The sequence below is a fragment of the Halomonas sp. NPDC076908 genome, from assembly GCF_050269715.1.
Lineage (GTDB): Bacteria > Pseudomonadota > Gammaproteobacteria > Pseudomonadales > Halomonadaceae > Vreelandella.
Genome location: NZ_JBNNIW010000015.1, coordinates 53,525 through 75,029, shown reverse-complemented (window position 1 = coordinate 75,029; position 21,505 = coordinate 53,525). Strand labels below are relative to the sequence as shown.

The window sequence follows — 21,505 nt, the reverse complement described above, 5'->3', positions numbered from 1 at the left end:
CAAACTTATTGCTTAGCTGTTTCTACCGCTTTCTTGGTAGTTTCTTCCGCTTGTTTCTGGCTATCTTGCGCGAAGCTTTGGCTGATTGACGTCACTTTTTCAGTGTCGCCCTTCACTCGCTCCATAAACTCGCTAGCTGTTTTTTGCTGGCTTTCCATGGCTTTTTTGAAGCTATCAGCGTCTTTTACGTCGAGCCAAGTACGCGCTTGGGCAATCGCCATATCAGAGTAGGCACGAGCGGCATCCATCTGAGCGCTGATCAGCTGATCATAGTAATCAAGCGCAGTCAGCGTATAAGAACGCATGGGGGATACGAAAACGGACTCAAGCTGTTGCTTGGTTTTCTCGGCACTCTGCTTATTAGTGGTACTGTTCATTCGAATCTCTCCAGGTGTGAGCTAGCACATGAACTCGCCTTCTTAGGCGGTCTTTAGCTGGGCTTTTGCCTCTGCTGTTCTTAAAGCTAGCAGTGCTTTTTGTGCAGCGCAACATGATTTTTTCTCATGCTGCGCTTGCTCACTTGTAGATAACTCGCATTAGGCTGTATAGCGTGCTTTTAACGGTTACCGAACAGATGCTTACGCGCCTGCTCATCCATCGTCACGCCTGCTTGAGGGTTTACTTCTTCGACTAAGGCGTAGGCACGACGTACCGCTGGGCGCGCCTTAATCATCTCAAGCCAGCGTTCCAAGTCAGGAAACTCTTCGATTGTTTGACGCTGTTTCTCCCAAGGCACTATCCAGGGATAGATCGCCATGTCTGCAATCGAGTAGTCATCCCCACCCACGTAGGTGTGATTCGCTAAGCGCTGATCTAACACGCTGTAGAGCCGATTGGTCTCACGCACATAGCGCTCAATGGCATACTCAATCTTTTGCGGGGCATAGTGGCAAAAGTGATGGTTTTGCCCTGCCATAGGTCCTAACCCACCCATTTGCCAGTGGAGCCACTGCAATACGATGTAGCGTTCGCGGCCAGTAGAGGGCAAGAAAAGTCCCGTTTTGTCGGCGAGGTATTCTAGGATCGCCCCCGACTCAAACAATGACAGCGGCTGGCCGCCGTCCTGCGGAGAGTGATCCACAATAGCGGGAATGCGATTATTGGGCGCGATGGTGAGAAATTCGGGATCGAACTGCTCGCCTCGGCCAATGTTAATCGGCTTTACTCGATACGCCAGCTTGGCTTCTTCGAGCATGATGGAGATTTTGTGGCCGTTGGGGGTTGTCCAGTAATACAGGTCAATCATTGCCATCTCCTTAAAGAAAACATCAATGTACTGGTTTGTCAGCATATCAATGTTTTCTAATTACATCAGGCGGCACCCATTGCCGGATGCCATCGGTACCGCTGCTATGCGTTATAGTTCTCGTACGGTCAGGGCTTGGCTTGCAGCCCCATCGTGTACGTTCAGCATACGCTTAAACCATTCATCTATCAGGTCGCCCGGCTCAACAACTGCCTGAGTAGAAACCACGTGCGCCCACATCAGGCTGCCAAACAGCAGATAATCAGCGCCACTGGGAGCATCGCCATCTAGAAAGGCGCTGTCGCGCAGCATGTCCCGCACCGGGGCCAGCGCTTGCTTAAGCTGCTGTTTTCCCTGCTCCGGCTGATGGAACTCTTCCAGCGTGCAACCAAAGCGTGCTTCACGGCTTTCACGGAAATAGTCTTGGTCGTCAGGATGAATGGCAGCAAACAAGTCCATGGCAATAATGCGAAATAGCGCTGGATTAACACTGCGCTCAACAACGTATTTGAACAGCAACGCTCGCTGATAGCTGGCACCTTCGCCAAGAACCGGGGCTTCTGGATACGCTGTATCTAGATAGCGCATGATCTCGAAGCTGTCGGTAACAACCTGATCGCCATCGCAAAGCACCGGCACTTTATCGTAGTCGGCAAAGGCCAGCGCCTGCTTGTCTTTAAAGCGCCACGCTATAGTTGTGAATTCAAGGCCTTTGTGAGCAAGGGCCATGCGTACCCGCCAGCAATAGGGAGAGAAGCGTAAACGTTCGTCTCGGCCACATAAGTCATAAAGTTTTATTGCCACAGTCAAAGGCTCCTTGTGAAAGTTCGTTATCGTTAGTGAATATTTGCTTGGATAACAATGAGCGCAAGTCACCCTCTAAGCAAGTGATGCGATTATCTAGTCTGCACTCCCTTTTGAGGTATTAACTGCACTGTCTATTAGTCTAATGGGCGCGCAGGCAAGCCACCTCAACCCAAGCTTAATTAAATCAATAAAAACAACTAACTAGCTTTTAAAGGGCGTTTCAAAACTGCCTTCCAGGCAAACGTTACACTGGTAAGACCAATTTTCCAATGTAGTCATCTTCTAAGCCTAAACGTATCTTTCACATACACCCGACTGGCCTCACAAAAGTCAGACGGTTTTCCCGGAGCATACCAAATCAATAACAAGGGGCAGTTCCTTCCATGAATGAAACCACACTTGCACTTCTGGCTTTCTTGCCGCTGTTGCTAGCAGGTATTTTGCTCATTGGTTTTAAAATACCCGCTAAAATAGCGATGCCTATCGTTTTCCTAACCGCTGCCATTATTGGTATGACGGTTTGGGATATGTCGTTTAGCCGAGTGGCGGCTTCAACCATTCAAGGTTTGATCCAAACCGCTGGGCTTCTATGGATTATTTTTGGCGCTATCCTGTTGCTTAACACGCTTAAGCATTCGGGTGGTATTACCGCTATTCGTAACGGATTTTCAGGCATTAGTCCTGACCGTCGCGTACAGGCGTTAATTGTTGCTTGGCTGTTCGGCTGCTTTATTGAAGGCGCATCCGGCTTCGGCACGCCTGCTGCTGTTGCCGCGCCATTAATGGTTGCCCTTGGCTTCCCAGCGCTTGCCGCCGTCGTTGTTGGCATGATGATTCAATCCACACCGGTTTCCTTCGGTGCGGTGGGTACGCCCATTGTCGTCGGTGTTGGCAGCGGTGTAGATCGCGCAGGTATTACCGCTGAGCTTGAATCAGTAGGCTCAAGCTGGGATGTATTCTTCCAGCTAGTGACCAGTGAAGTGGCGATTACTCACGGTATCGTGGGTATCTTAATGCCGCTGATTCTGGTGACCGTGATGGTGCGCTTCTTCGGTGCCAATAAATCGTGGAAAGAGGGGCTGTCGATTACCCCCTTCGCTATCTTTACCGGTATAAGTTTTGTCGTGCCTTATATGTTGGTAGGCGTACTGCTGGGGCCTGAGTTCCCGTCAATGATCGGTGCCATGGTGGGCTTGGCGATTGTTGTACCGGCCGCCAAACGTGGCTTCCTGCTACCTAAAGACACCTGGGATTTCCCGGAAGAGAGCGCCTGGCCTGCCGAGTGGATCGGCAACCTGCAAATCAAGCTTGATGATGTAGCGGGTAAAGCGCCTATGTCCACCTTTAAAGGCTGGGTTCCTTACGTACTCCTGGCGCTGTTCCTGGTTGCCTCACGGACTATCGAGCCTCTACGAGTTGCACTCAACTCCATCAGCTTACGGTGGACCAATATTCTTGGTGAAACCGGTATTAGTGGCAGTGTTGAACCGTTTTATCTTCCGGGCGGTATCATTCTTGGGGTGGTCTTAGTTACTTATTTCCTACACCGTATGAACCCGCAAAAAATGAGCGCAGCCGTTTCAGAATCGACCAAAACCATTTTTGGTGCTGGCTTCGTACTGATCTTCACCGTGCCAATGGTGCGCATACTGATCAACTCCGGCGTTAATGGCGCTGACCTTGTTTCTATGCCGGTCATGATGGCACAGGCAGTTGCAGACAATGTTGGCGGTATCTACCCACTGTTCGCGCCAGCGGTAGGTGCAATGGGCGCCTTTATTGCCGGTTCCAACACAGTATCTAACCTAATGCTGGCAGAGTTTCAGTTCAACGTTGCCCAGACACTGGGCCTCTCCACTGCCATGATGGTGGCACTGCAAGCGGTAGGCGCGGCGGCAGGTAATATGATTGCGATTCACAACGTGGTCGCGGCATCGGCAACGGTTGGCCTGTTAGGGCGGGAAGGCGCTACGATCCGTAAGACGATTCTGCCAACGATCTACTACCTTGTCTTCACCGGTATCATCGCGATGGTGGCCTTCTATGTGATTGGCGTGACCGATCCGTTGATGTGATGAAGTAGCACTTGTTGGAATAACTACGCTAGAAACGCAAACCCCCAGACCTAGGCCTGGGGGTTTGCTATTTGTGACAAAGGTTTCTAACTAATCGATTTGCTTAAATCGACTTGCTTCAATCGACTTGCTTCAATCTATGCGCTTAAGCTGTTGGCTATGGAGCTTACCGCGCTCCACGTAGCTTTGCGCATTCTGCTTTAAGCCCGCCACTACCTCTTCAGAAAGCTCGCGAACAACCTTGGCAGGCGAACCAACGATTAGCGAGTTGGGTGGAAACACTGCGCCTTCCTTAATAAAGGCACCCGCGCCCACCAGGCTGTTTTCGCCAATTACCGCACCATTGAGCACCACCGCCTGAATACCGATTAAGCAGCCGTCACCGATGGTGCAACCATGTAGCATCGCCTGGTGCCCTACCGTTACGCCTTTACCTACCTTGAGCGGAAAGCCTGGGTCAGCGTGAAGCACGGCACCATCCTGGATATTGCTCTCTTCACCCACTTCAAGATGATCAGTATCACCCCGCAATACCGCCTGATACCACACGCTGGAGCGTGCCTTTAAGGTCACCTGGCCGATAACATCCGCCGTATCGGCAATGTATACGTCGTTGTGAACATCCGGGCGATGCTCGCCGTATTGATAAAGTGCCACGTTAACCTCCTGGGTTGTTATTGGTGTTCCGCTTTCAGGCTAGCGCTTGTTCAAGCAATCTAGCAACGTGAATTGCTTCGCGGCCACTGCCATCATGAATCTGATGGCGACAGCTCGTGCCATCAGCCACCACTACGGCGCCTGCATCCGCCTTACGGATAGCAGGTAATAGTGATAGCTCCGCCATTTTCAGCGAGGCATCGTAGTGCTCCGCTTCATAGCCGAAACTTCCGGCCATTCCACAGCAGGAGGACTCAATCGTCTCGATTTTGAGGTCAGGAATCCAGCCCAACACCTGCTCAACGGGGCGCAGCGCGTCAAAGGCTTTTTGATGGCAGTGACCGTGCAGCATCGCCCGCTCGTAGTTCAGAGGCTTAAGTTCTAGGGGAAGCTGATTCTCAGCACGCGCCTTGACCAGAAACTCCTCAAACAGATAGGCGGAGGCCGACAGCGCCTTCGCCTCTTCACCAAAGCCGTACTGCAGGAATTCATCACGCATGCTGAGTAAACAAGAAGGTTCCAGGCCTACAACCGCCACACCGCGCTCTACAAACGGCATCAGGTGCTCAAGGGTGCGTTTGGCCTCCGACTTGGCTTTATCAAACTGACCGGAAGAGAGGTAAGTACGCCCACAGCAGAGTGGCCGCTGCCCTTTAGTCACATTGAGATGGACACGGTAGCCCGCCGCTTCCAGCACTCGCTTGGCTGCCTTGGCGTTGTCACCCTCCATATAGTTATTAAAGGTATCCACAAACAGCAACACTTCCCGCTCTGAGGTCACTGGCTGCAAAGACACTTCGGCACTGGCGAGGAAATTACCGTTAAACACCGGCAGCGAGCGTTGGGGCGCCAGCTTTAACGCCTGTTTAATCTGTTTAGCCAGAAACGGCACGCGCTCAACGCCGTTGACCAGCGCTGAAAACTTACTGGCCCAGGGTGCGTAGCGCGGCATCTCACCTACCATGCGGTCACGTAACGAGAGGCCTTTAACGCGAGCACGAGCGGTGCGGGCTTCTATCTTGAATTTGGCCATATCCACGCCCGTGGGGCAGTCACGCTTGCAGCCCTTGCACGACACGCAGAGATCCAACGCTTCTTTGACATCGTCGCTGGCCAGGCCTTCATCACCCAACTGCCCCGAGAGCACCAAGCGCAAGGTGTTAGCACGGCCGCGGGTCAGGTGCTGCTCATCTTTGGTCACCCGGAAACTCGGACACATGGTGCCCGCATCAAACTTGCGGCAATGGCCGTTGTTGTTACACATTTCCACCGCCATGGCCAAGCCATGGGTGGCATCGCCGCCGGTACCCGGTGCTGTTTGCTCGCCGGTGAGCGGGTCACGCTTTACGTTCCAGGCGGACCAATCGAACACCGGGGTGAGCGGAATGGTGGTATAGCTTTTAGGAAAACGAAAATAGCGCTCGTCATCCATTTTAGGGGTATCGACGATTTTGCCTGGATTAAACAGGTTTTCAGGATCAAACAGCTGCTTTATTTCGCGGAAGGCATTGTTGACCGTTTCGCCAAACTGCCACGCCACCCACTCGCCACGGCAGATACCGTCGCCATGCTCGCCGGAGTAAGCGCCTTTATACTCGCGCACTAACGCAGAGGCCAGCTCGGCGATTTCGCGCATTTTTTCTGCGCCATCGCGGCGCATATCGAGAATCGGCCGCACGTGTAGCGTGCCGACGCCTGCGTGGGCGTACCAGGTGCCTTCAGTGCCGTAGCGGTTGAACACCTCGGTGAGTTTATCGGTGTACTCGGCCAGGTGTTCAAGCGGCACCGCGCAATCTTCAATAAAGGAGACCGGCTTGCCATCACCTTTCATGCTCATCATGATGTTGAGCCCGGCTTTGCGCACGTTCCACAGCGCTTTCTGCTCGGTGGCTTCAGGCATATCCACCACGCTGCCCGGCAGACCTAAATCACCCATCAATTCATTAAGCCCACGCAGCGCTTCAAGCTGTGTTGCGTGGTCGTGACCGGCAAACTCTACTAGAAGAATGGCTTCCGGCTTGCCAATCAGCGCTTTTTCAATGACCGGGCGGAACGCGGGATTCTCCAGCGACAGCTCGATCATGGTGCGATCAACCAGCTCGACCGCCGTGGGGCCAAGCTTGACGATATGTTGAGTAAAATCCATCGCCTGATAAAAGGTCGGGAAGTTCACTACCCCCAATACCTTCTGCTCGGGCAGCGGTGAAAGCCTGAGTTTGATACGCTGGCTCACCCCAAGCGTACCTTCCGAGCCCACCAAAAGATGGGCCAGGTTGGCACGACCATCCGGGTCGTAGGGCATCGGGTTCTGGCAATCGAAAAGATCCAGATTGTAGCCACCCACCCGTCGCAGCACTTTGGGAAAGTGATCGCGAATTTCCGGGGCTACACGCTCGGCAATCGCCCTCACCTGCTGGGCAAGGCGCTGCTCACGAGAGCCTTCCGCGAAGCTGTCAACGAAGCCAAAACTCGCCGCGCTGCCGTCAGCCAATAGCGCCTCCACGCCCAGCACGTTGTGCACCATGTTGCCGTAGTAGATCGACCGCGACCCACAGGAGTTATTGCCCGCCATACCGCCGATAGTGCATTGCGCGCTAGTGGAAACATCTACCGGGTACCACAGCCCGTGAGGTTTGAGCCACGCATTGAGGTGGTCAAGCACAATGCCCGGTTCAACCACCACGGTGCGCGCCTCGGCGTCAAACTCAACCACTTGGTTAAGCCAGCGGGTGGTGTCGATCACCAGGGCTTCACCAACGGTTTGACCACACTGACTAGTACCCGCGCCCCGGGCCAAAATCGGCACCTTGGCATCACGGGCAATATCCAGGGCAATTTTCAAATCTTGCTGATGGCAAGGAATCACCACGCCCACCGGCGTTACCTGATAAATCGAGGCATCGGTTGAGTAGCGCCCACGGGTTGCCCGATCAAACAGCACCTCTCCCGCCATTTCTCGGGATAAACGCTCGGCGAATTCGCCGAGCGGTTTAATCTTGGCATCACGGGACGGGTATTGGTTCGTCAGAGACGTCATGTGGCTCTCCCCCGTCGTTTAGCGCTCGCTTGGGTTAAGCGGGTTAGCCGCAAAGTAGTCCAGCGCTGCCGTCACGCCACTGCCTTTGAGATTAACACCGGACAGCTTCATGCCTGCCTCACAGCCGCCCAAGGTGGCAATCAAGGTCAGGTCGTTGCAATCGCCCAAGTGGCCAATACGGAACATTTTGCCTTTGGCCTTACCCAGCCCCATGCCTAATGAAAGGTCAAAGCGCTCGTAGATAATCTTGCGTACCGCATCCGCATCGACGCCTTCCGGCATTACCACACCGGTCAGCACCGGCGAGTAAACAGCCGGATCTAAACACTGGATCTCAAGCCCCCACGCTTCTACCGCTGCACGCACCCCAGCGGCCCAGCGTTGGTGGCGAGCCAGCACGTTGTCCATGCCTTCATCCAACAGCATATCCAGCGCTTCGTTCAGGCCATAAAGCAGGTTGGTGCTGGGCGTGTAGGGCCAGTAGCCGTTTTTGTTGGCTTCGAGAATCTCATCCCAAGCCCAGAAGCTTTTGGGTAGTTTGGCCTGTTTGCTGGCTTCAATCGCTTTTGGCGAGAGCGCGTTAAAGCTAATGCCTGGTGGCAGCATCAGGCCTTTTTGCGAGCCGGACACAGTGACATCGACGCCCCACGCATCATGGCAGTAGTCGGCGCTGGCCAGCCCGGAAATAGTATCGACAATCAGCAGTGCGGGATGGCCAGCGGCATCGATAGCTTTACGCACAGCGGCGATATCGCTTGTCACGCCAGTAGAGGTTTCGTTATGCACCACACACACAGCCTTTAGCTCGTGGTTGGTGTCCTCTTTCAGGCGCGCTTCGATCATGTCGGCCTGAACACCATGCCGCCAGCCTTCGTAGCCCGGCAAGCCCAGAAACTCGGGCTGGATGTCCAAACGCAGAGCCATTTTGTGCCACAGCGTGGCGAAGTGGCCGGTCTCAAACATCAGCACCTTATCGCCCGGTGACATGGTATTGGCAAGCGCAGCTTCCCAGGCACCGGTACCGGAAGCCGGGTAGATAATCACGGGGTTCTCGGTTTTGAAGATCTTTTGAATCTTGCTCAGCAGCTCAAGGCCCAAAGCGCCAAACTCTGGCCCACGGTGGTCGATAGTCGGCAGACTCATCGCCCGTAAAATACGGTCTGGCACTGGCGAAGGGCCAGGAATTTGCAAAAAGTGGCGGCCAGAAGGGTGGAAATTAAGTTTTAACATGATGACGTTCCTGTTTGTTGTTGTAGGGCTCGCGGCTGGATCGACCGTTTAGCGCTAGTGAAAATGGATAATGAATGCAATTAATCACATCAAAAAAGCGTTATTTGATGCATCCGTCTGCACGCAGAGCGTCAAGCTCAGCGCCGGAGAACCCTAGACTATCGAGCACTTCATCAGTGTGCTGGGCAAACAGTGGCGCCGGGCTGCGAATTTGCGACGGTGTCTCAGAGAACTTGCTGGGAAACCCAATGGTTTTCATTTTGCCCATGACCGGGTGATCCATCTCTTGCACCATACCGCGTGCCAAGTAGTGCTCATCCTGCATCGCTTGGGCGAAGTCGTTGATTGGCCCGGCAGGCACGCCTGCGCTGTCACATAGCACCAGCCACTCATCGACCGTTTTATCCGCCATTAGCTCTTCCAGTAGCGCCTCCAGCTCTTCAACGTGCTGGCCGCGGTTTTGGTTGGTAATAAAGCGTGAGTCTTGCATAAGTTCTTCACGCTTTAAGACATCCTGACAAAAGCGCTCCCAGGTGCGTTGGTTGGCGCAGCCAAGCATCAAGAAGCCATCGCTGGCTTTGACGGCCTGATAAGGCGCAGAGACACGGTGACGCCAGCCCGTTGGCCCCGGCACCGTGCCTTCAGAGAAATAGGCCGCTGCTTCCCAGGTAAACCAGGGCAAACCGCACTCGGTAATGGCGATATCGATATGCTGACCTTCACCGGTCTTCATCTTGTGAATGCAGGCAGCAAGAATCGAATACACCGCGGTTAAGCCACCGCCAATATCGTAAACCGCAATCCCGGTTTTAAGCGGGCGCTTACCCTCTTCCCCGGTCATCGACATTAAACCTGTCATGCCTTGCGCGACTAAATCAAAGCCCCCTTTATGACTATAGGGACCGGTTTGGCCATAGCCTGAAATGGAGCAGTAAACGATGCCAGGGTTGATCGCTTTAATCGTGTCATAGTCGATCTCCAGCGACTTGGTTACCCCAGGCCGGTAGTTCTCAACAATAACGTCGGCATCAGCCGCTAAGCGGTAAAAGATTTGCCGTGCGCGCTCGTCTTTCAGGTTGAGCGAGATGCTTTTTTTGTTACGGTTAATTTGTGAAAAGCAGGTCGATTCACCGTTAACGTAAGGCCCCATTTGGCGGCTGTCGTCTCCACCATTGAGTTTCTCGACCTTAATCACCTCGGCCCCCATGTCTGCCAGCACCATGGTGCAGTAAGGGCCTGCCATTATCTGTGATACATCCAGCACTTTTATATCTTGTAGGGGAAGCATGCGCTCTCCTCCTAATAGGTAGTTTTGCACGTTGGCCGACCGCTAATGACCAGACCACTCAAAGGGCGTTTTATTGACGAACTTTTCCACCGCCGCCGCAAAATCCCTGCTCATATAACAGGTGGTTACCCAGTCGTCACCGGCATCCGCCGAGAGTCGGCGCTGCTCTAGCGCTCGGCCAATTAGTGCCTTACTGGCCTGAAGTGTTAGCGGTGCCCGCTTGGCAAAAGCCTCAGCTAACGTGGCCACCTCGGCGTAAATGGAGTCAGCGTCGAACTGCTGATTTACCAATCCTGCTGCCAGCGCCTCGTCAGCGCTAAACAGGCGCGCCATCATTAGCGCTTCTTTGGTGCGCGCAACGCCAAGCATGTCGATCATGCGTGAGACGTTGTTAATCGAAAGCGTATTACCCAGCGTTTTAGCTATCGGTACACCAAACTTCATCGTTGGGGTGGCGTAGCGAAAGTCACACACCAGCGCCAGTGCTGCACCGCCACCCACGCAGGCACCTTCAATCAGCGCCAGGGTTGGCTTGGGAAAGGTTTCCAGCTTGCCCACCACGCGGTCGATGCGTCGCTCGTAGCCAATCGCATCTTCAGGCTTACTAAAGCCCGAAAATTGGCTGATGTCGGTACCGGCCACAAAGGCTTCACCGCCAACACCGTGTAGTACCACGGCATGCACGCTGTCATCCGCTGCTAACTGGTCGCAGTGCTTTTCCAAGGCGTCGTACATCTCCCAGGTCATCGCATTGCGGCTCTGGGGTCGATTAAAACCAATCCAGGCAACGCCGTTGCGCAGGTCAAACGTTACGCTGTCGGTGTGGGTTAAATGATCGTTAGTGCTCATACCGTGCTCCTGTTTTGCGTTCCGCGCTGGGCGGCGTTGACAAACTATTTGCTGCCCAGCGCGCAACTAGAGGCTTAGCCATAGACCTGTTTAGCCATAGATGAAGTTAACCAACGCCAGCGCAAAGGCCGGAATGTAGGTATTGATCATCAGGATCGTAAACAGCACGGCAATGAACCACAGATTGGTTTTAGAGGTCGCCCAGATATCGGATTTAGCAATCGAGCACGCCGCTATCAAGACACTCGCCACCGGCGGTGTTTGCTGGCCGATCGCCAGGTTCAGGGTCACAATCAAACCGAAGTGCAGCGGATCAATACCCACCTCAAGTACTAACGGTAAGACGATAGGCACAACCAGGATGATGGCTGCCGCGGAGTGCAGGAAGATACCCAGGATTAAGAAGATGATATTGAGCAGTGCCAAGATCATGTACTTGTTGCTGGTTAGCTCACTGATCTGCATCGCGATGGCTTGAGGAATACGCGTTTCGGTGAGATAGCCACCGACAACCGCTGACGCCGCCACGAGCAACATCACCACCGCTGTTTGCACACCGGCACTCTTACAAGAGTCAATGAAGTTCCTGATGGTGAATTCGCGATAGACCACCGCACTGATAAAGATCGCCACACATACTGCCAGCGCCGCACCTTCAGTCGCGGTAACGAAGCCGCCAAAGATACCCCCGAGGATGATGACCGGAATCATCAGTGCCCAGATTGCTTGCTTAAAGGCTATCCAAAGCTGCGAAACCCGGAAGCGACCCTCAGAAGGGAAGTTATATTTGCGTGCCAAGTAGTAGCACATCGCCGCCAACCCCATGGCACCCAGCAAACCTGGGAAAATACCGGCGACAAACATCTGTACCACCGACTCACCTGACATCACCGCATAGAGAATCATCGGGATAGAGGGCGGCAGGATGATGGCAAGACTTGCTGCAGAAGAGGAGATCGATGCCGCAAACTCTTTGGTATAGCCCCGCTTGCGCATAGCAGGAATCAGAATGCTGCCGATGGCCGACACGCCAGCTACGGAGGACCCGGAAATTTCCGCGAAGAACACCGAAGCCCCGATGGTCACCATCGCCAAACCGCCTTTAATGAAGCCGACCATCGCCATGGCTAAGTCAATTAGCCGTCGCGAGATACTTGAAGCATTCATAATGGCGCCCGCTAGAATAAACAACGGTATTGCAATAAGCGGAAAGTTGGTGGCTCCTTCAAACATTGTCATGCCAACCGTAGGCATTGCCAAACTGCCATAGGACATAAAGGTAGCAACGGTGCCTACCAACGCTAACGCCACGGCAATCGGGACATTGATTAGAATCAGCAGAATCAATGCAATAAAGATATAAAGTATGACCATAGTGTCTACTTACCCTCGCTGCTGTGTGCTAACGGCGGCGACTTCTTCAGCGTCGATACCGGCTTCTTCAAGCTCATGGTCAATAAAGCCGCTACCCCGGGCACTTTTGATCACATCGGGGAGCCGTAGCAGTTCAGCAATAATGAACAGTACGGAGGCAACGGGAATCGCTGAGTGAATCAACTGCATAGAAACTGCGGGGAGGCTGACCATGCCAACACCTTCGAGAATCACCATGACTTGGTAGCTGGCAAGGCCCAAGAAAATGAAGAACCCGATTGTGATTGCTTCGGCTAGCAGCGCGACAGGCACGCGAATAACGGGAGGACACATATTCAATACGCTTGGGCAGGTGATATGCGCCCCTTTGGCAGCCGCTAGTGCCGCACCGTAGTAGGTCACCCAGGCCAGTAATACGGCAGCCACTTCGTCGTACCAGCTTAGCGGGAAGCCAAGATAGCGGGTCACAAACCCCACGGTGACCACGCCAGCAAGCGCTATCACTAAGAAGACCACGATGCCTTCAAGAAACGAGGAATACCCGCTCTTGAACTTTGTAAAAGTACTCATTGAGACCTCCGAAAGAGGAGGTACCCCGCTGTATGGCGACGCACCTCTAATAGATTGGCGCTAGGCTTACTCGCGGAGAGCGGCTACTGCATCAATCATCTCCTGACCACCATCCACTTCATCGGCAAACTTGCTGTAAATGGTTTTAGAGGCCTCAACAAAGGCTTCGAAATCTACTTCATTCACTTCCATACCCGCTTCGCGCATCTGGACAAGGGTTTCATCATCCAAGCGCTGTCCTTCTTCGAGGACAAAATCCTCCATCTCTACAGCCACTTCTTCTAATACCGTGCGCACCTCTTCGGGCAGACGGTTCCAGCTAGCGCCAGCGGTCAGGTAAGCGGGGGTATAAACGTGGTTCGAGATAGAGAGGTAGTCCTGCACTTCATGAAAGCGTGAGGAGTAGGTCTGAATAAGTGGGTTTTCCTGGCCGTCCATCGCGCCTGTTTGCAGCGCAACGAACACCTCAGACAGTGACATTGGCGAAGGAGCAGCGCCGTAACTGCGGAACATATCGATACGCCAGGTGCCACCTGGAACGCGCAGTTTTATACCCTGCAGATCTTGTGGGGTAACAATTGGCCGCTCGTTATTAGTGATTTGACGAAAGCCGTTTTCCCATACCCCGATAATTTTAAAGCCGCGTGCTTCCGCCGCGTCGTAGAGCGGGCCACGGACAATCTCTTCGCGCACGCGCTTCATGTGTTCACGGTCTTCAATCAAGTAAGGCATCTCAAACAGCGCAAACTGTGCAGACTCCGAACTCATCACCGTGGAAGGAATAGTGAGATCAAGCGACCCTAACCGTAAGCGACGCATCATCGACTCGTCGCCACCCAGCTGGCTATTGCCATAGACGTTAACTTCAGCAACGCCTTCCAGACGCTCGTTAGCAAGTTCGGCGAAGCGATTCGCCGAAATTTCAAATAGTGACCCTGGGCCACCAACATGACCAAGGCGAATTTCGGTCTGGGCGTTGGCGGCAGCGGCCTGTAAACCAATTGAGACAATGGCCGTTGCAAGCGCTGTTTTGAGCAGTTTCATAGTGAACTCCAGTCAATCATTTGTTGTTGTTTGCTATGTCACCACCGTGGCTCTAGCGCTCGATGGGCATGCATAAAAGTCTTAACGATGGGCACGCTTATTATTGGTGATGACCGATCGCAGAGACTTCTTCCACCTCAATTTGAATTCAAAATTCAGAATTAGGTATTAAACTTTCGTCTCAACCCAAATAATTGTCTGCAACACCTTGTTTAAAAAGAGCAAATATCAAGCCTTTTACAAATAAAAAAACGGGCAGAAGCCATGTACATGGCACTGCCCGTTTTTTTGTGAAAATTTATCAGCAAACCTTAATTCGACAAGGTATAAACTTAGTAACCCCTGATTAACTAGCTAGGTTCCAGCCCCCAGCGTAACCCTGCCTGCTCAATACCTGCGATCGCCGCTTGCTGATCCTCATCGGATGACGCGCCACTGATCCCCACCGCACCAATCACACAGTGCTGCTCATTCAAAATAGGCACCCCACCTGCCACCGCCACAAAGTGGCCCTGGGAGGCAGCGGAAACGCTGGCCACAAAGGCTGTGCGTTCAGCATTACGTTCGCCTAACACGCCACTGGCCACCCCAATGCCTAATGAGGCGTATGCCTTACCCTTGGCTACCGGGAAACGCAGAGGAGCACAGCCATCCTCACGCTCAGCGGCCACCAAATTGCCGCCACCATCGAGCACGACAATGGTCAGCGGTGGTAAATTTGCTTCGCGGGCCTGCTTAACGGCACCGTCGATAATATGTCGGCTCTGCTCACGGGTAAGCTGCACACTGCAGTGGAATACATTTCCAGCCATTAGTTTTTACCTTTGTGGTTGTTAGTATGGAGGTTGTTAGCAAGGTGATTATTAGCATGGCATCGCGGTCAGCAAAATAGCGACCACGCAAATATTGAATTCATAATTACTTTTGCAGATCATACAAACAAAAGCCACTATGCAAAGCTAGTATGCAAAGAAACCCACTGTACAAAGCTAGTAGCGTGGAGATGATTTCGTGCTCAAAACGATTCAACGCGTCTGGGTTGCTCGGCCTTACGCTAAGCGAACCACTGACAAGGAACTGACCAATGACAAAAATTTTACAGCGCAATTTATATCGTGAAGTTGCCGATAGAATTGGTGAACTGATTGAGCACGGTGAGCTTTTGCCCGGTGAACGCATATCTGAAAAACAGCTATGTGACCGCTTTGGGGTGTCGCGCACGCCGCTACGGGAAGCACTGAAAGTACTTGCCACTGAAGGACTGATTGAGCTGCTGCCCAATCGCGGGGCGAGGGTCGTGCGCCTGACCATGAAAAATGTCAAAGATACTTATGACTTGATGGCCGCACTGGAAGGGCTTTCAGGAGAGCTTGCCTGCCAGCACATCACCGATGCGGAAATTAGCGCGATTCGAGAGCTTCACGACACAATGCTGGAGCACTACCGTACACGCGATTTAATGCCCTATTTTCAGGTTAATCGGCAAATCCACGAAGCCATTCTGGCCGCTTCCAATAATGAAATATTGCAAGAGACGTACAGCAATCTAAACCAGCGTATTAAGCGCGTTCGCTACTCAAAGAAGATGACTGAACGCTACTGGAGCCAAGCGGTAAAGGATCACGAAAACATGATGGCAGCGCTTGAAAAGCGCGATGGCAAACTGTTAGGTCAAATTTTACGCGATCACCTATGCAATAAAATTGAGGTCGCGACGCTGGCAGGTGTCATTGAGACAGAGGGTGATAAGCGAGCAGTGAGCGCCTAACAGTGAATGTTTAGCAGTGAATCGCTACCACTGTTCAAGGCGCATGGAGGAGCGTTCCAGACGCTCATGCTCAATCTCCAGCTCGCGCAGCAGGTCACTGATGCTGGAGAGATGCTCTAACGCTACTCGCTGAGCCTGTTCTGGCTGGCCGTCTACCACGGCGGCATGCAGGCGAGCATGCTGACGGTTAATCATCTCCCGGGGGCCAGGCAGGTGGTAAAGATGTTTTACCGACGCGAACACCGAACTAAGCAGAAGATCGGTCAAACTCTGTAGAGTATGAACCAAGACCGGGTTATGCGATGCCTGGGAAATCGCCAGGTGAAATGCATGATCGAGTCGCGCTAAACGTTCAACGTCAATGCTTTGCTCTGTTTCAGCGTAGTCGGCCAGTTCCTGATAGCGACGGGTAATCAACACCCGGTCAACCGATGTGCCCCGGCTAGCGGCAAGCCGAGCAGACTCGCCTTCCAGCAATGCGCGAACTTCAAGTAGGTCAAACAGCGTGCGGGGATGGTCTTTAAACAGGTGCATCAATGGGCTTTGGTCACTGACCGGCAGCAACTTAGCCACTGTAGAGCCATGCCCTTGGCGAGTCTCAATAATACCCTTGCTGCGTAAAATCCTTAACCCTTCGCGCAGCGAGGCACGTGATACGCCTAAACGGCTGCATAGTTGCCTTTCTGAAGGCAGTAACTGGCCTGGACGAAACACGCCATCAAGCACGAGCCGCTCAAGCTGCGTGGCCACGTGCTCAGGCATTCGCTGCCCGGTTGGCAATGCTTGGTTCGCTGATGGCATCTTGGCTCTCCCGCTGAACAATGCCACCAGCTTGCCAGTAGTTAACAAATAAGGCATCAATGTCGACTAATTACTGGTCAGACCAATGCACCACAGCCTAGACAGGCGCGTAAAAAAAGCCCAAATTGTGGCCTATGTTTTTGAAACACGTTATGTGAACGATAGGTGCGCTAACGACAGGCGCATCCAAGTGTCAGTGTTTACCTTTAATGATAATAAGCATGGGATGTCATTATGAATATCCTCTTTGATGAGCGCCTTGATGGCAAACTCACCAAGCGCGATAAAACCGAGGTTTTGAACGATCTGCAGCAAGCTATCCCCGATATGACACTGTTGTATCGTGAGGAAGACCTACGCCCTTTCGAGTGCGACGGCCTGGCCGCGTATCGGGTATTACCAATGCTCGTGGCGCTGCCGGAAACCTTTGAGCAGGTTCAAGCGTTACTGAAGCGCTGCAACGCGTTAGGTGTACCCGTGGTCACCCGCGGTGCAGGCACAGGGCTTTCCGGCGGCGCACTACCGCTGGAACAAGGCGTACTGCTAGTGATGTCGCGCTTTAACCAGATTATTAACGTTGACCCGGATGCGCGCATGGCAAGGGTTCAACCCGGCGTGCGTAACTTAGCGATTTCTGAAGCGGCAGCGCCTTATGGGCTCTATTACGCGCCGGACCCTTCGTCACAAATCGCCTGCTCTATTGGCGGTAACGTGGCTGAAAACGCTGGCGGCGTGCACTGCTTAAAATACGGTCTAACGGTTCACAATGTGATGCGCGTGGATGTGCTTACCATTGAAGGCGAGCCTATGACGCTCGGCGCTGAGTCCCTCGACGCCCCTGGCTTTGACCTGCTAGCACTAATGAACGGCTCAGAAGGCATGCTGGGCGTGGTCACCGAGATCACCGTTAAACTACTGCCCAAGCCAGAAACCGCCAAGGTACTGATGGCGAGCTTCGATGATATCGAAAAAGCTGGCCGCGCGGTGGGCGACATTATTGCGGCAGGAATTATCCCTGGCGGTCTGGAGATGATGGATAAGCTAGCCATCAAAGCTGCCGAAGACTTTATCAAAGCCGGCTACCCCGTTGAAGCGGAAGCGATTCTACTCTGTGAGTTGGATGGCGTTGAGGCTGATGTAGACGACGACTGTGACACCGTGCGCCGAGTATTAGAAAAAGCCGGCGCCACCAATATTCAACAGGCCCGCGATGAAGCCGAGCGCGCCAAGTTCTGGGCGGGTCGCAAGAACGCCTTCCCTGCAGTGGGCCGGATGTCACCGGATTACTACTGCATGGATGGCACGATTCCCCGCCGTGAACTACCGCGCGTACTTAAAGGTATTGCCGCGCTTTCAGAAGAGAGCGGCCTACTGGTCGCCAATGTGTTTCACGCCGGTGACGGCAATATGCACCCACTGATTCTGTTTGATGCTAACAAAGAGGGTGAGCTTGCGCTTGCTGAAGATGTGGGTGGGAAGATCCTTGAACTCTGCGTGGCAGCGGGCGGCTCCATTACCGGCGAGCACGGCGTTGGTCGGGAAAAAATCAATCAAATGTGCAGCCAGTTCCAGCCCGATGAAATCACTGTTTTCCACGCGTTGAAAGCGGCCTTTGATCCACAGGGACTGCTTAACCCAGGCAAGAATATTCCCACCCTGGCGCGCTGTGCGGAGTTTGGTGCCATGCATGTGCATAACAACGAACTACCGCATCCGGAACTGCCGCGCTTCTAGTGCGGCGCCTGGTTTTGGCCATTACTGCTTGCGCCATTACCAGGAACAATAAATATTAGGAAAGACCATGACCGAACTAGCGATTAACGCAACAGACCGGGATATCGCTGACGAGCTATGCGAGCAGGTGCGTAGCGCCTATGCCGCGCGTACGCCGCTGCGCATTGTAGGGGGCGATTCGCGCGCTTTTTATGGCCGCCCGGTAGAAGGTAAAACGCTCAACATAGCCGCCCATAGCGGAATAGTCTCTTACGACCCCATTGAACTTGTGGTCACTGCGCGCGCAGGTACGCGCTTAAGCGCACTCAACGCGGCCCTAGCTGAGCATCATCAGATGCTAGCGTTTGAACCGCCTATATTTAGCGATGCGAGTACCATCGGCGGCGCTGTGGCGACCGGACTCTCTGGCCCACGCCGCCCCTGGGCAGGCGCCGCTCGTGACTTTGTGCTGGGCACACGGATCATCACCCAAGAGGGCAAGCTGTTACGTTTTGGCGGTGAAGTGATGAAAAATGTCGCCGGATACGACCTCTCGCGTTTAATGGCGGGTGCTCAGGGCACTCTCGGCGTGCTGACCGATATCTCTTTTAAAGTGCTGCCTATTCCCACGGCCACGCACAGCTTACGCCTACCTCTCAGCCTTGGCGATGCGCTGAAAAAGCTTTCTGAACTGGGACGCAAGCCGCTGCCAATCACTGCAGCTGCATGGCATCACGGCGAACTATTTCTGCGTTTAGAGGGCGGCAAAAGTTCTGTCAGCGCCACTCAAGAAGTGTTGGGCGGTGAGCCGCTGGATGCCCATTTCTGGCGCGAGCTACGCGACCATACTCACGGTTTTTTCCAGCTCAACGAAGATCAGTCCCTGTGGCGGCTATCGTTGCCGCCCAATACGGTGCCACTGGCGTTGGATATACCCGAAAGCGATATCTTTTACGATTGGGCAGGCAGTCAACGCTGGGTAAAAACATCGCTGGATGCTGATACGCTGCGCGCCGCCTGCGCTGCGCTAGGGGGCCATGCCACCTGCTACACGCCGCACGCTCAAGGAGGAGCCGTAGAGCCCTTCACACCGCTCAATGCGGTGGTGGAAAAATATCATCGCAATCTAAAGGCGGAGCTAGATGCCCATGACATATTTAATCCCGGTCGTCTTTATGCGGCGTTTTAATCAGGAGAGCTGACATGCAGACGCACTTTACCGACGCCGATCGTCTGAAACCGCATATTCAGGAAGCAGAGCGTATTTTACGCACCTGCGTACACTGCGGTTTTTGCAACGCCACCTGCCCGACTTACCAACTACTTGGCGATGAGCGCGACGGCCCGCGTGGACGTATCTATCTAATGAAGGAGCTGCTTGAGAGTCGCGATGATGACGATCAGGTTACCGATGAGACTCGCCTGCATTTAGATCGCTGCCTAACGTGCCTCAATTGTGAAACCACCTGCCCGTCAGGTGTCGAGTACCACAAGCTGCTTAACATTGGCCGTGCCGAAATTGAGCGCCGCGTCCCCCGCCCTGCTGCAGAGCGTGCACAGCGCTATGCACTACGAAAAATGCTGGTCGATCCCAAGCGTTTTCAGGCACTGTTAAAGCTCGGACAAACCTTTAAACCGCTAGTACCCGGTAAGCTGCGCAGTAAAATGCCCGCCGCCCCGGTAGATGCCGGCGCTCGCCCGGATATACATCGCCATACCCGGAAAGTGTTAATTCTGGAAGGCTGTGTGCAGCCGGGGCTATCGCCCAATACCAATGCCGCCACTGCCCGTATTCTGGATCGGCTCGGCATTAGCGTGACGCCAGTAACAGAAGCTGGCTGCTGCGGCGCGATTGATTTTCACCTGAATGCTCAGGACGAAGGCCGGACCCGTATGCGCGCCAATATTGATGCTTGGTGGCCGCATATTGAACAAGGTGCTGAAGCTATCGTACAAACGGCTAGCGGATGCGGTGCGTTTATTAAAGATTATGGCTACATGCTCAAAGATGACCCCGACTATGCTGTCAAAGCGCAGAAGGTTAGTACCTTAGCCAGAGACATCGTCGAAATTTTGCGCGAGGAGCCCCTAGAGGCAATAAGCGTAAACGCTTCAAAACGATTGGCCTTCCATTGCCCATGTACACTGCAGCACGCTCAAAAACTTAACGGTGCCGTTGAAGGCGTACTAAGCAAACTCGGTTTTGCGCTAACGCCGGTAAAGGATGCGCATCTCTGCTGCGGCTCGGCGGGCACCTACTCTATCACTCAGCCAGAGCTTGCCACCCAACTGCGGGACAACAAGCTAAATGCGCTGGAGGCAGGTAATCCAGAAGTCATCGTAACGGCCAATATCGGCTGCCAGACGCACCTGGCAGGCGCCAATCGCACGCCGGTACGCCACTGGGTGGAAATCGTTGATGCAGCCCTCCCCTAGCCTCTAACGCTAACCCCTTTAACACAAACGCCGCGCTACCCGCTGGCAGTGCGGCAATTTTGCTCTCACCCTAAAAAGGAACCAAGCACATGCAAACAAAAAGTATCCTCGCTCAAGCTGATGTCATTAACGTATTAGATGCAGCGCAAAAAGAAGCCGATAGCAACAGCTGGCCAGTCACTATCGCCGTTACCGACGACGGTGGTCATCTGTTGGCGCTTCGCCGTTTAGATGGAGCAGCCCCTTTCAGTGCTGAAGTCGCCACTCAAAAAGCGCGCAGTGCCGCGCTGGGCCGTAAAGAGACCCAGGTGTTTGAAGAGATGATTAACGGTGGGCGTACGGCGTTTCTGTCTGCGCCGCTGCAAGGCCTGCTGTCAGGCGGTGTACCGATCATTGTCGACGGCCATGTCGTGGGTGCCGTCGGTATTTCCGGTGTAAAACCCGACCAGGACGTGCAGATAGCTAAAGCGGGCGTTAGCGCTATAGCTTAATGTTAGCGTGCAGCTTAGCAGCTGCACGCAATAAAAAAGCCCGGATCAATGATCCGGGCTTTTTTTGGAATTTTTTCGGCTCGCGCCGATGTCCTGCTTGTAACGCATGTGCAACTTAA

General features: G+C 53.6%; 19 protein-coding genes. 6 read left to right on the top strand and 13 right to left on the bottom strand.

Going from position 1 to position 21,505, the window contains the following annotated elements; genetic code table 11:
• Positions 1-5 precede the first annotated feature (5 nt).
• The 3 genes from ACQKE4_RS10955 to ACQKE4_RS10945 form a co-directional block, all read right to left on the bottom strand.
• On the bottom strand, positions 6-377 hold the full coding sequence (locus tag ACQKE4_RS10955) for a phasin family protein (RefSeq protein ID WP_427388367.1): 372 nt from the start codon (positions 375-377) through the stop codon (positions 6-8).
• A 179-nt stretch (positions 378-556) separates the two neighbouring features.
• Positions 557-1,246 carry a glutathione binding-like protein gene (locus ACQKE4_RS10950; RefSeq protein ID WP_427388365.1) on the bottom strand — a complete coding sequence of 230 codons (690 nt, stop codon included), beginning with the start codon at positions 1,244-1,246 and terminating at the stop codon, positions 557-559.
• Positions 1,247-1,357: 111 nt separating this feature from the next.
• Positions 1,358-2,050 (bottom strand): glutathione S-transferase family protein, encoded by a 693-nt coding sequence (locus tag ACQKE4_RS10945; RefSeq protein ID WP_427388364.1) that lies wholly within the window; start codon positions 2,048-2,050, stop codon positions 1,358-1,360.
• A 386-nt stretch (positions 2,051-2,436) separates the two neighbouring features.
• On the opposite strand from ACQKE4_RS10945, the gene ACQKE4_RS10940 reads away from it, so the two are divergent.
• Positions 2,437-4,128, top strand: a complete 1,692-nt coding sequence (locus ACQKE4_RS10940; protein WP_427388362.1) for an L-lactate permease — start codon at positions 2,437-2,439, stop codon at positions 4,126-4,128.
• Positions 4,129-4,260: 132 nt separating this feature from the next.
• Here the strand turns inward: ACQKE4_RS10940 and ACQKE4_RS10935 are convergent, their stop codons facing one another.
• From ACQKE4_RS10935 to ACQKE4_RS10895, 9 genes are all read right to left on the bottom strand, one after another.
• A complete protein-coding gene (locus ACQKE4_RS10935; protein WP_427388361.1) occupies positions 4,261-4,785 on the bottom strand; it encodes a gamma carbonic anhydrase family protein in 525 nt (174 codons plus the stop codon).
• 34 nt (positions 4,786-4,819) lie between these two features.
• Positions 4,820-7,822, bottom strand: coding sequence for an FAD-binding and (Fe-S)-binding domain-containing protein (locus ACQKE4_RS10930; protein WP_427388360.1), 3,003 nt, complete (start codon positions 7,820-7,822; stop codon positions 4,820-4,822).
• Between the two features lie 18 nt (positions 7,823-7,840).
• On the bottom strand, positions 7,841-9,052 hold the full coding sequence (locus ACQKE4_RS10925; protein WP_427388358.1) for a pyridoxal-phosphate-dependent aminotransferase family protein: 1,212 nt from the start codon (positions 9,050-9,052) through the stop codon (positions 7,841-7,843).
• Positions 9,053-9,152: 100 nt separating this feature from the next.
• The gene (locus tag ACQKE4_RS10920; protein WP_427388357.1) at positions 9,153-10,340 is read right to left on the bottom strand and encodes a CaiB/BaiF CoA transferase family protein; all 1,188 of its coding nucleotides are present in this window, start codon (positions 10,338-10,340) and stop codon (positions 9,153-9,155) included.
• A 42-nt stretch (positions 10,341-10,382) separates the two neighbouring features.
• A complete protein-coding gene (locus tag ACQKE4_RS10915) occupies positions 10,383-11,189 on the bottom strand; it encodes an enoyl-CoA hydratase/isomerase family protein (protein WP_427388356.1) in 807 nt (268 codons plus the stop codon).
• Positions 11,190-11,279: 90 nt separating this feature from the next.
• Positions 11,280-12,563, bottom strand: coding sequence for a TRAP transporter large permease (locus ACQKE4_RS10910; RefSeq protein ID WP_427388355.1), 1,284 nt, complete (start codon positions 12,561-12,563; stop codon positions 11,280-11,282).
• A 9-nt stretch (positions 12,564-12,572) separates the two neighbouring features.
• Positions 12,573-13,133: a TRAP transporter small permease gene (locus ACQKE4_RS10905; protein ID WP_427388354.1), complete on the bottom strand. Its 561-nt coding sequence runs from the start codon at positions 13,131-13,133 to the stop codon at positions 12,573-12,575.
• A gap of 66 nt (positions 13,134-13,199) precedes the next feature.
• A complete protein-coding gene (locus tag ACQKE4_RS10900) occupies positions 13,200-14,177 on the bottom strand; it encodes a TRAP transporter substrate-binding protein (RefSeq protein WP_427388353.1) in 978 nt (325 codons plus the stop codon).
• A 350-nt stretch (positions 14,178-14,527) separates the two neighbouring features.
• Complete coding sequence (locus ACQKE4_RS10895) at positions 14,528-14,989, bottom strand: GlcG/HbpS family heme-binding protein (protein WP_427388352.1); 462 nt, start codon at positions 14,987-14,989, stop codon at positions 14,528-14,530.
• Between the two features lie 272 nt (positions 14,990-15,261).
• Between ACQKE4_RS10895 and ACQKE4_RS10890 the strand changes: the two genes are divergently transcribed.
• Entirely contained in the window at positions 15,262-15,945 is a 684-nt protein-coding gene (locus tag ACQKE4_RS10890) for a GntR family transcriptional regulator (RefSeq protein WP_427388351.1), read from the top strand.
• Positions 15,946-15,969: 24 nt separating this feature from the next.
• Here the strand turns inward: ACQKE4_RS10890 and glcC are convergent, their stop codons facing one another.
• Complete coding sequence (glcC, locus tag ACQKE4_RS10885) at positions 15,970-16,746, bottom strand: transcriptional regulator GlcC (protein WP_427388350.1); 777 nt, start codon at positions 16,744-16,746, stop codon at positions 15,970-15,972.
• A 234-nt stretch (positions 16,747-16,980) separates the two neighbouring features.
• Here glcC and glcD point away from each other — a divergent pair, with 234 nt between their 5' ends.
• The 4 genes from glcD to ACQKE4_RS10865 all read left to right on the top strand — a co-directional run bounded on the left by glcD (position 16,981) and on the right by ACQKE4_RS10865 (position 21,386).
• Positions 16,981-18,480 (top strand): glycolate oxidase subunit GlcD, encoded by a 1,500-nt coding sequence (glcD, locus tag ACQKE4_RS10880; RefSeq protein WP_427388349.1) that lies wholly within the window; start codon positions 16,981-16,983, stop codon positions 18,478-18,480.
• A gap of 67 nt (positions 18,481-18,547) precedes the next feature.
• The gene (gene glcE / locus ACQKE4_RS10875; RefSeq protein WP_427388348.1) at positions 18,548-19,648 is read left to right on the top strand and encodes a glycolate oxidase subunit GlcE; all 1,101 of its coding nucleotides are present in this window, start codon (positions 18,548-18,550) and stop codon (positions 19,646-19,648) included.
• Between the two features lie 14 nt (positions 19,649-19,662).
• Positions 19,663-20,895 carry a glycolate oxidase subunit GlcF gene (glcF, locus tag ACQKE4_RS10870; protein WP_427388347.1) on the top strand — a complete coding sequence of 411 codons (1,233 nt, stop codon included), beginning with the start codon at positions 19,663-19,665 and terminating at the stop codon, positions 20,893-20,895.
• Between the two features lie 89 nt (positions 20,896-20,984).
• Entirely contained in the window at positions 20,985-21,386 is a 402-nt protein-coding gene (locus ACQKE4_RS10865) for a heme-binding protein (RefSeq protein WP_290836625.1), read from the top strand.
• The last annotated feature ends 119 nt before the right edge of the window (positions 21,387-21,505 follow it).

Bases quoted from the DNA above. Each gene is read 5' to 3' on its own strand.
- ACQKE4_RS10955 (WP_427388367.1), bottom strand. From the start codon at position 377: ATGAACAGTACCACTAATAAGCAGAGTGCCGAGAAAACCAAGCAACAG.
- ACQKE4_RS10950 (WP_427388365.1), bottom strand. From the start codon at position 1,246: ATGATTGACCTGTATTACTGGACAACCCCCAACGGCCACAAAATCTCC.
- ACQKE4_RS10940 (WP_427388362.1), top strand. From the start codon at position 2,437: ATGAATGAAACCACACTTGCACTTCTGGCTTTCTTGCCGCTGTTGCTA.
- ACQKE4_RS10930 (WP_427388360.1), bottom strand. From the start codon at position 7,822: ATGACGTCTCTGACGAACCAATACCCGTCCCGTGATGCCAAGATTAAA.
- ACQKE4_RS10925 (WP_427388358.1), bottom strand. From the start codon at position 9,052: ATGTTAAAACTTAATTTCCACCCTTCTGGCCGCCACTTTTTGCAAATT.
- ACQKE4_RS10920 (WP_427388357.1), bottom strand. From the start codon at position 10,340: ATGCTTCCCCTACAAGATATAAAAGTGCTGGATGTATCACAGATAATG.
- ACQKE4_RS10915 (WP_427388356.1), bottom strand. From the start codon at position 11,189: ATGAGCACTAACGATCATTTAACCCACACCGACAGCGTAACGTTTGAC.
- ACQKE4_RS10910 (WP_427388355.1), bottom strand. From the start codon at position 12,563: ATGGTCATACTTTATATCTTTATTGCATTGATTCTGCTGATTCTAATC.
- ACQKE4_RS10905 (WP_427388354.1), bottom strand. From the start codon at position 13,133: ATGAGTACTTTTACAAAGTTCAAGAGCGGGTATTCCTCGTTTCTTGAA.
- ACQKE4_RS10900 (WP_427388353.1), bottom strand. From the start codon at position 14,177: ATGAAACTGCTCAAAACAGCGCTTGCAACGGCCATTGTCTCAATTGGT.
- ACQKE4_RS10895 (WP_427388352.1), bottom strand. From the start codon at position 14,989: ATGGCTGGAAATGTATTCCACTGCAGTGTGCAGCTTACCCGTGAGCAG.
- ACQKE4_RS10890 (WP_427388351.1), top strand. From the start codon at position 15,262: ATGACAAAAATTTTACAGCGCAATTTATATCGTGAAGTTGCCGATAGA.
- glcC (WP_427388350.1), bottom strand. From the start codon at position 16,746: ATGCCATCAGCGAACCAAGCATTGCCAACCGGGCAGCGAATGCCTGAG.
- glcD (WP_427388349.1), top strand. From the start codon at position 16,981: ATGAATATCCTCTTTGATGAGCGCCTTGATGGCAAACTCACCAAGCGC.
- glcE (WP_427388348.1), top strand. From the start codon at position 18,548: ATGACCGAACTAGCGATTAACGCAACAGACCGGGATATCGCTGACGAG.
- glcF (WP_427388347.1), top strand. From the start codon at position 19,663: ATGCAGACGCACTTTACCGACGCCGATCGTCTGAAACCGCATATTCAG.
- ACQKE4_RS10865 (WP_290836625.1), top strand. From the start codon at position 20,985: ATGCAAACAAAAAGTATCCTCGCTCAAGCTGATGTCATTAACGTATTA.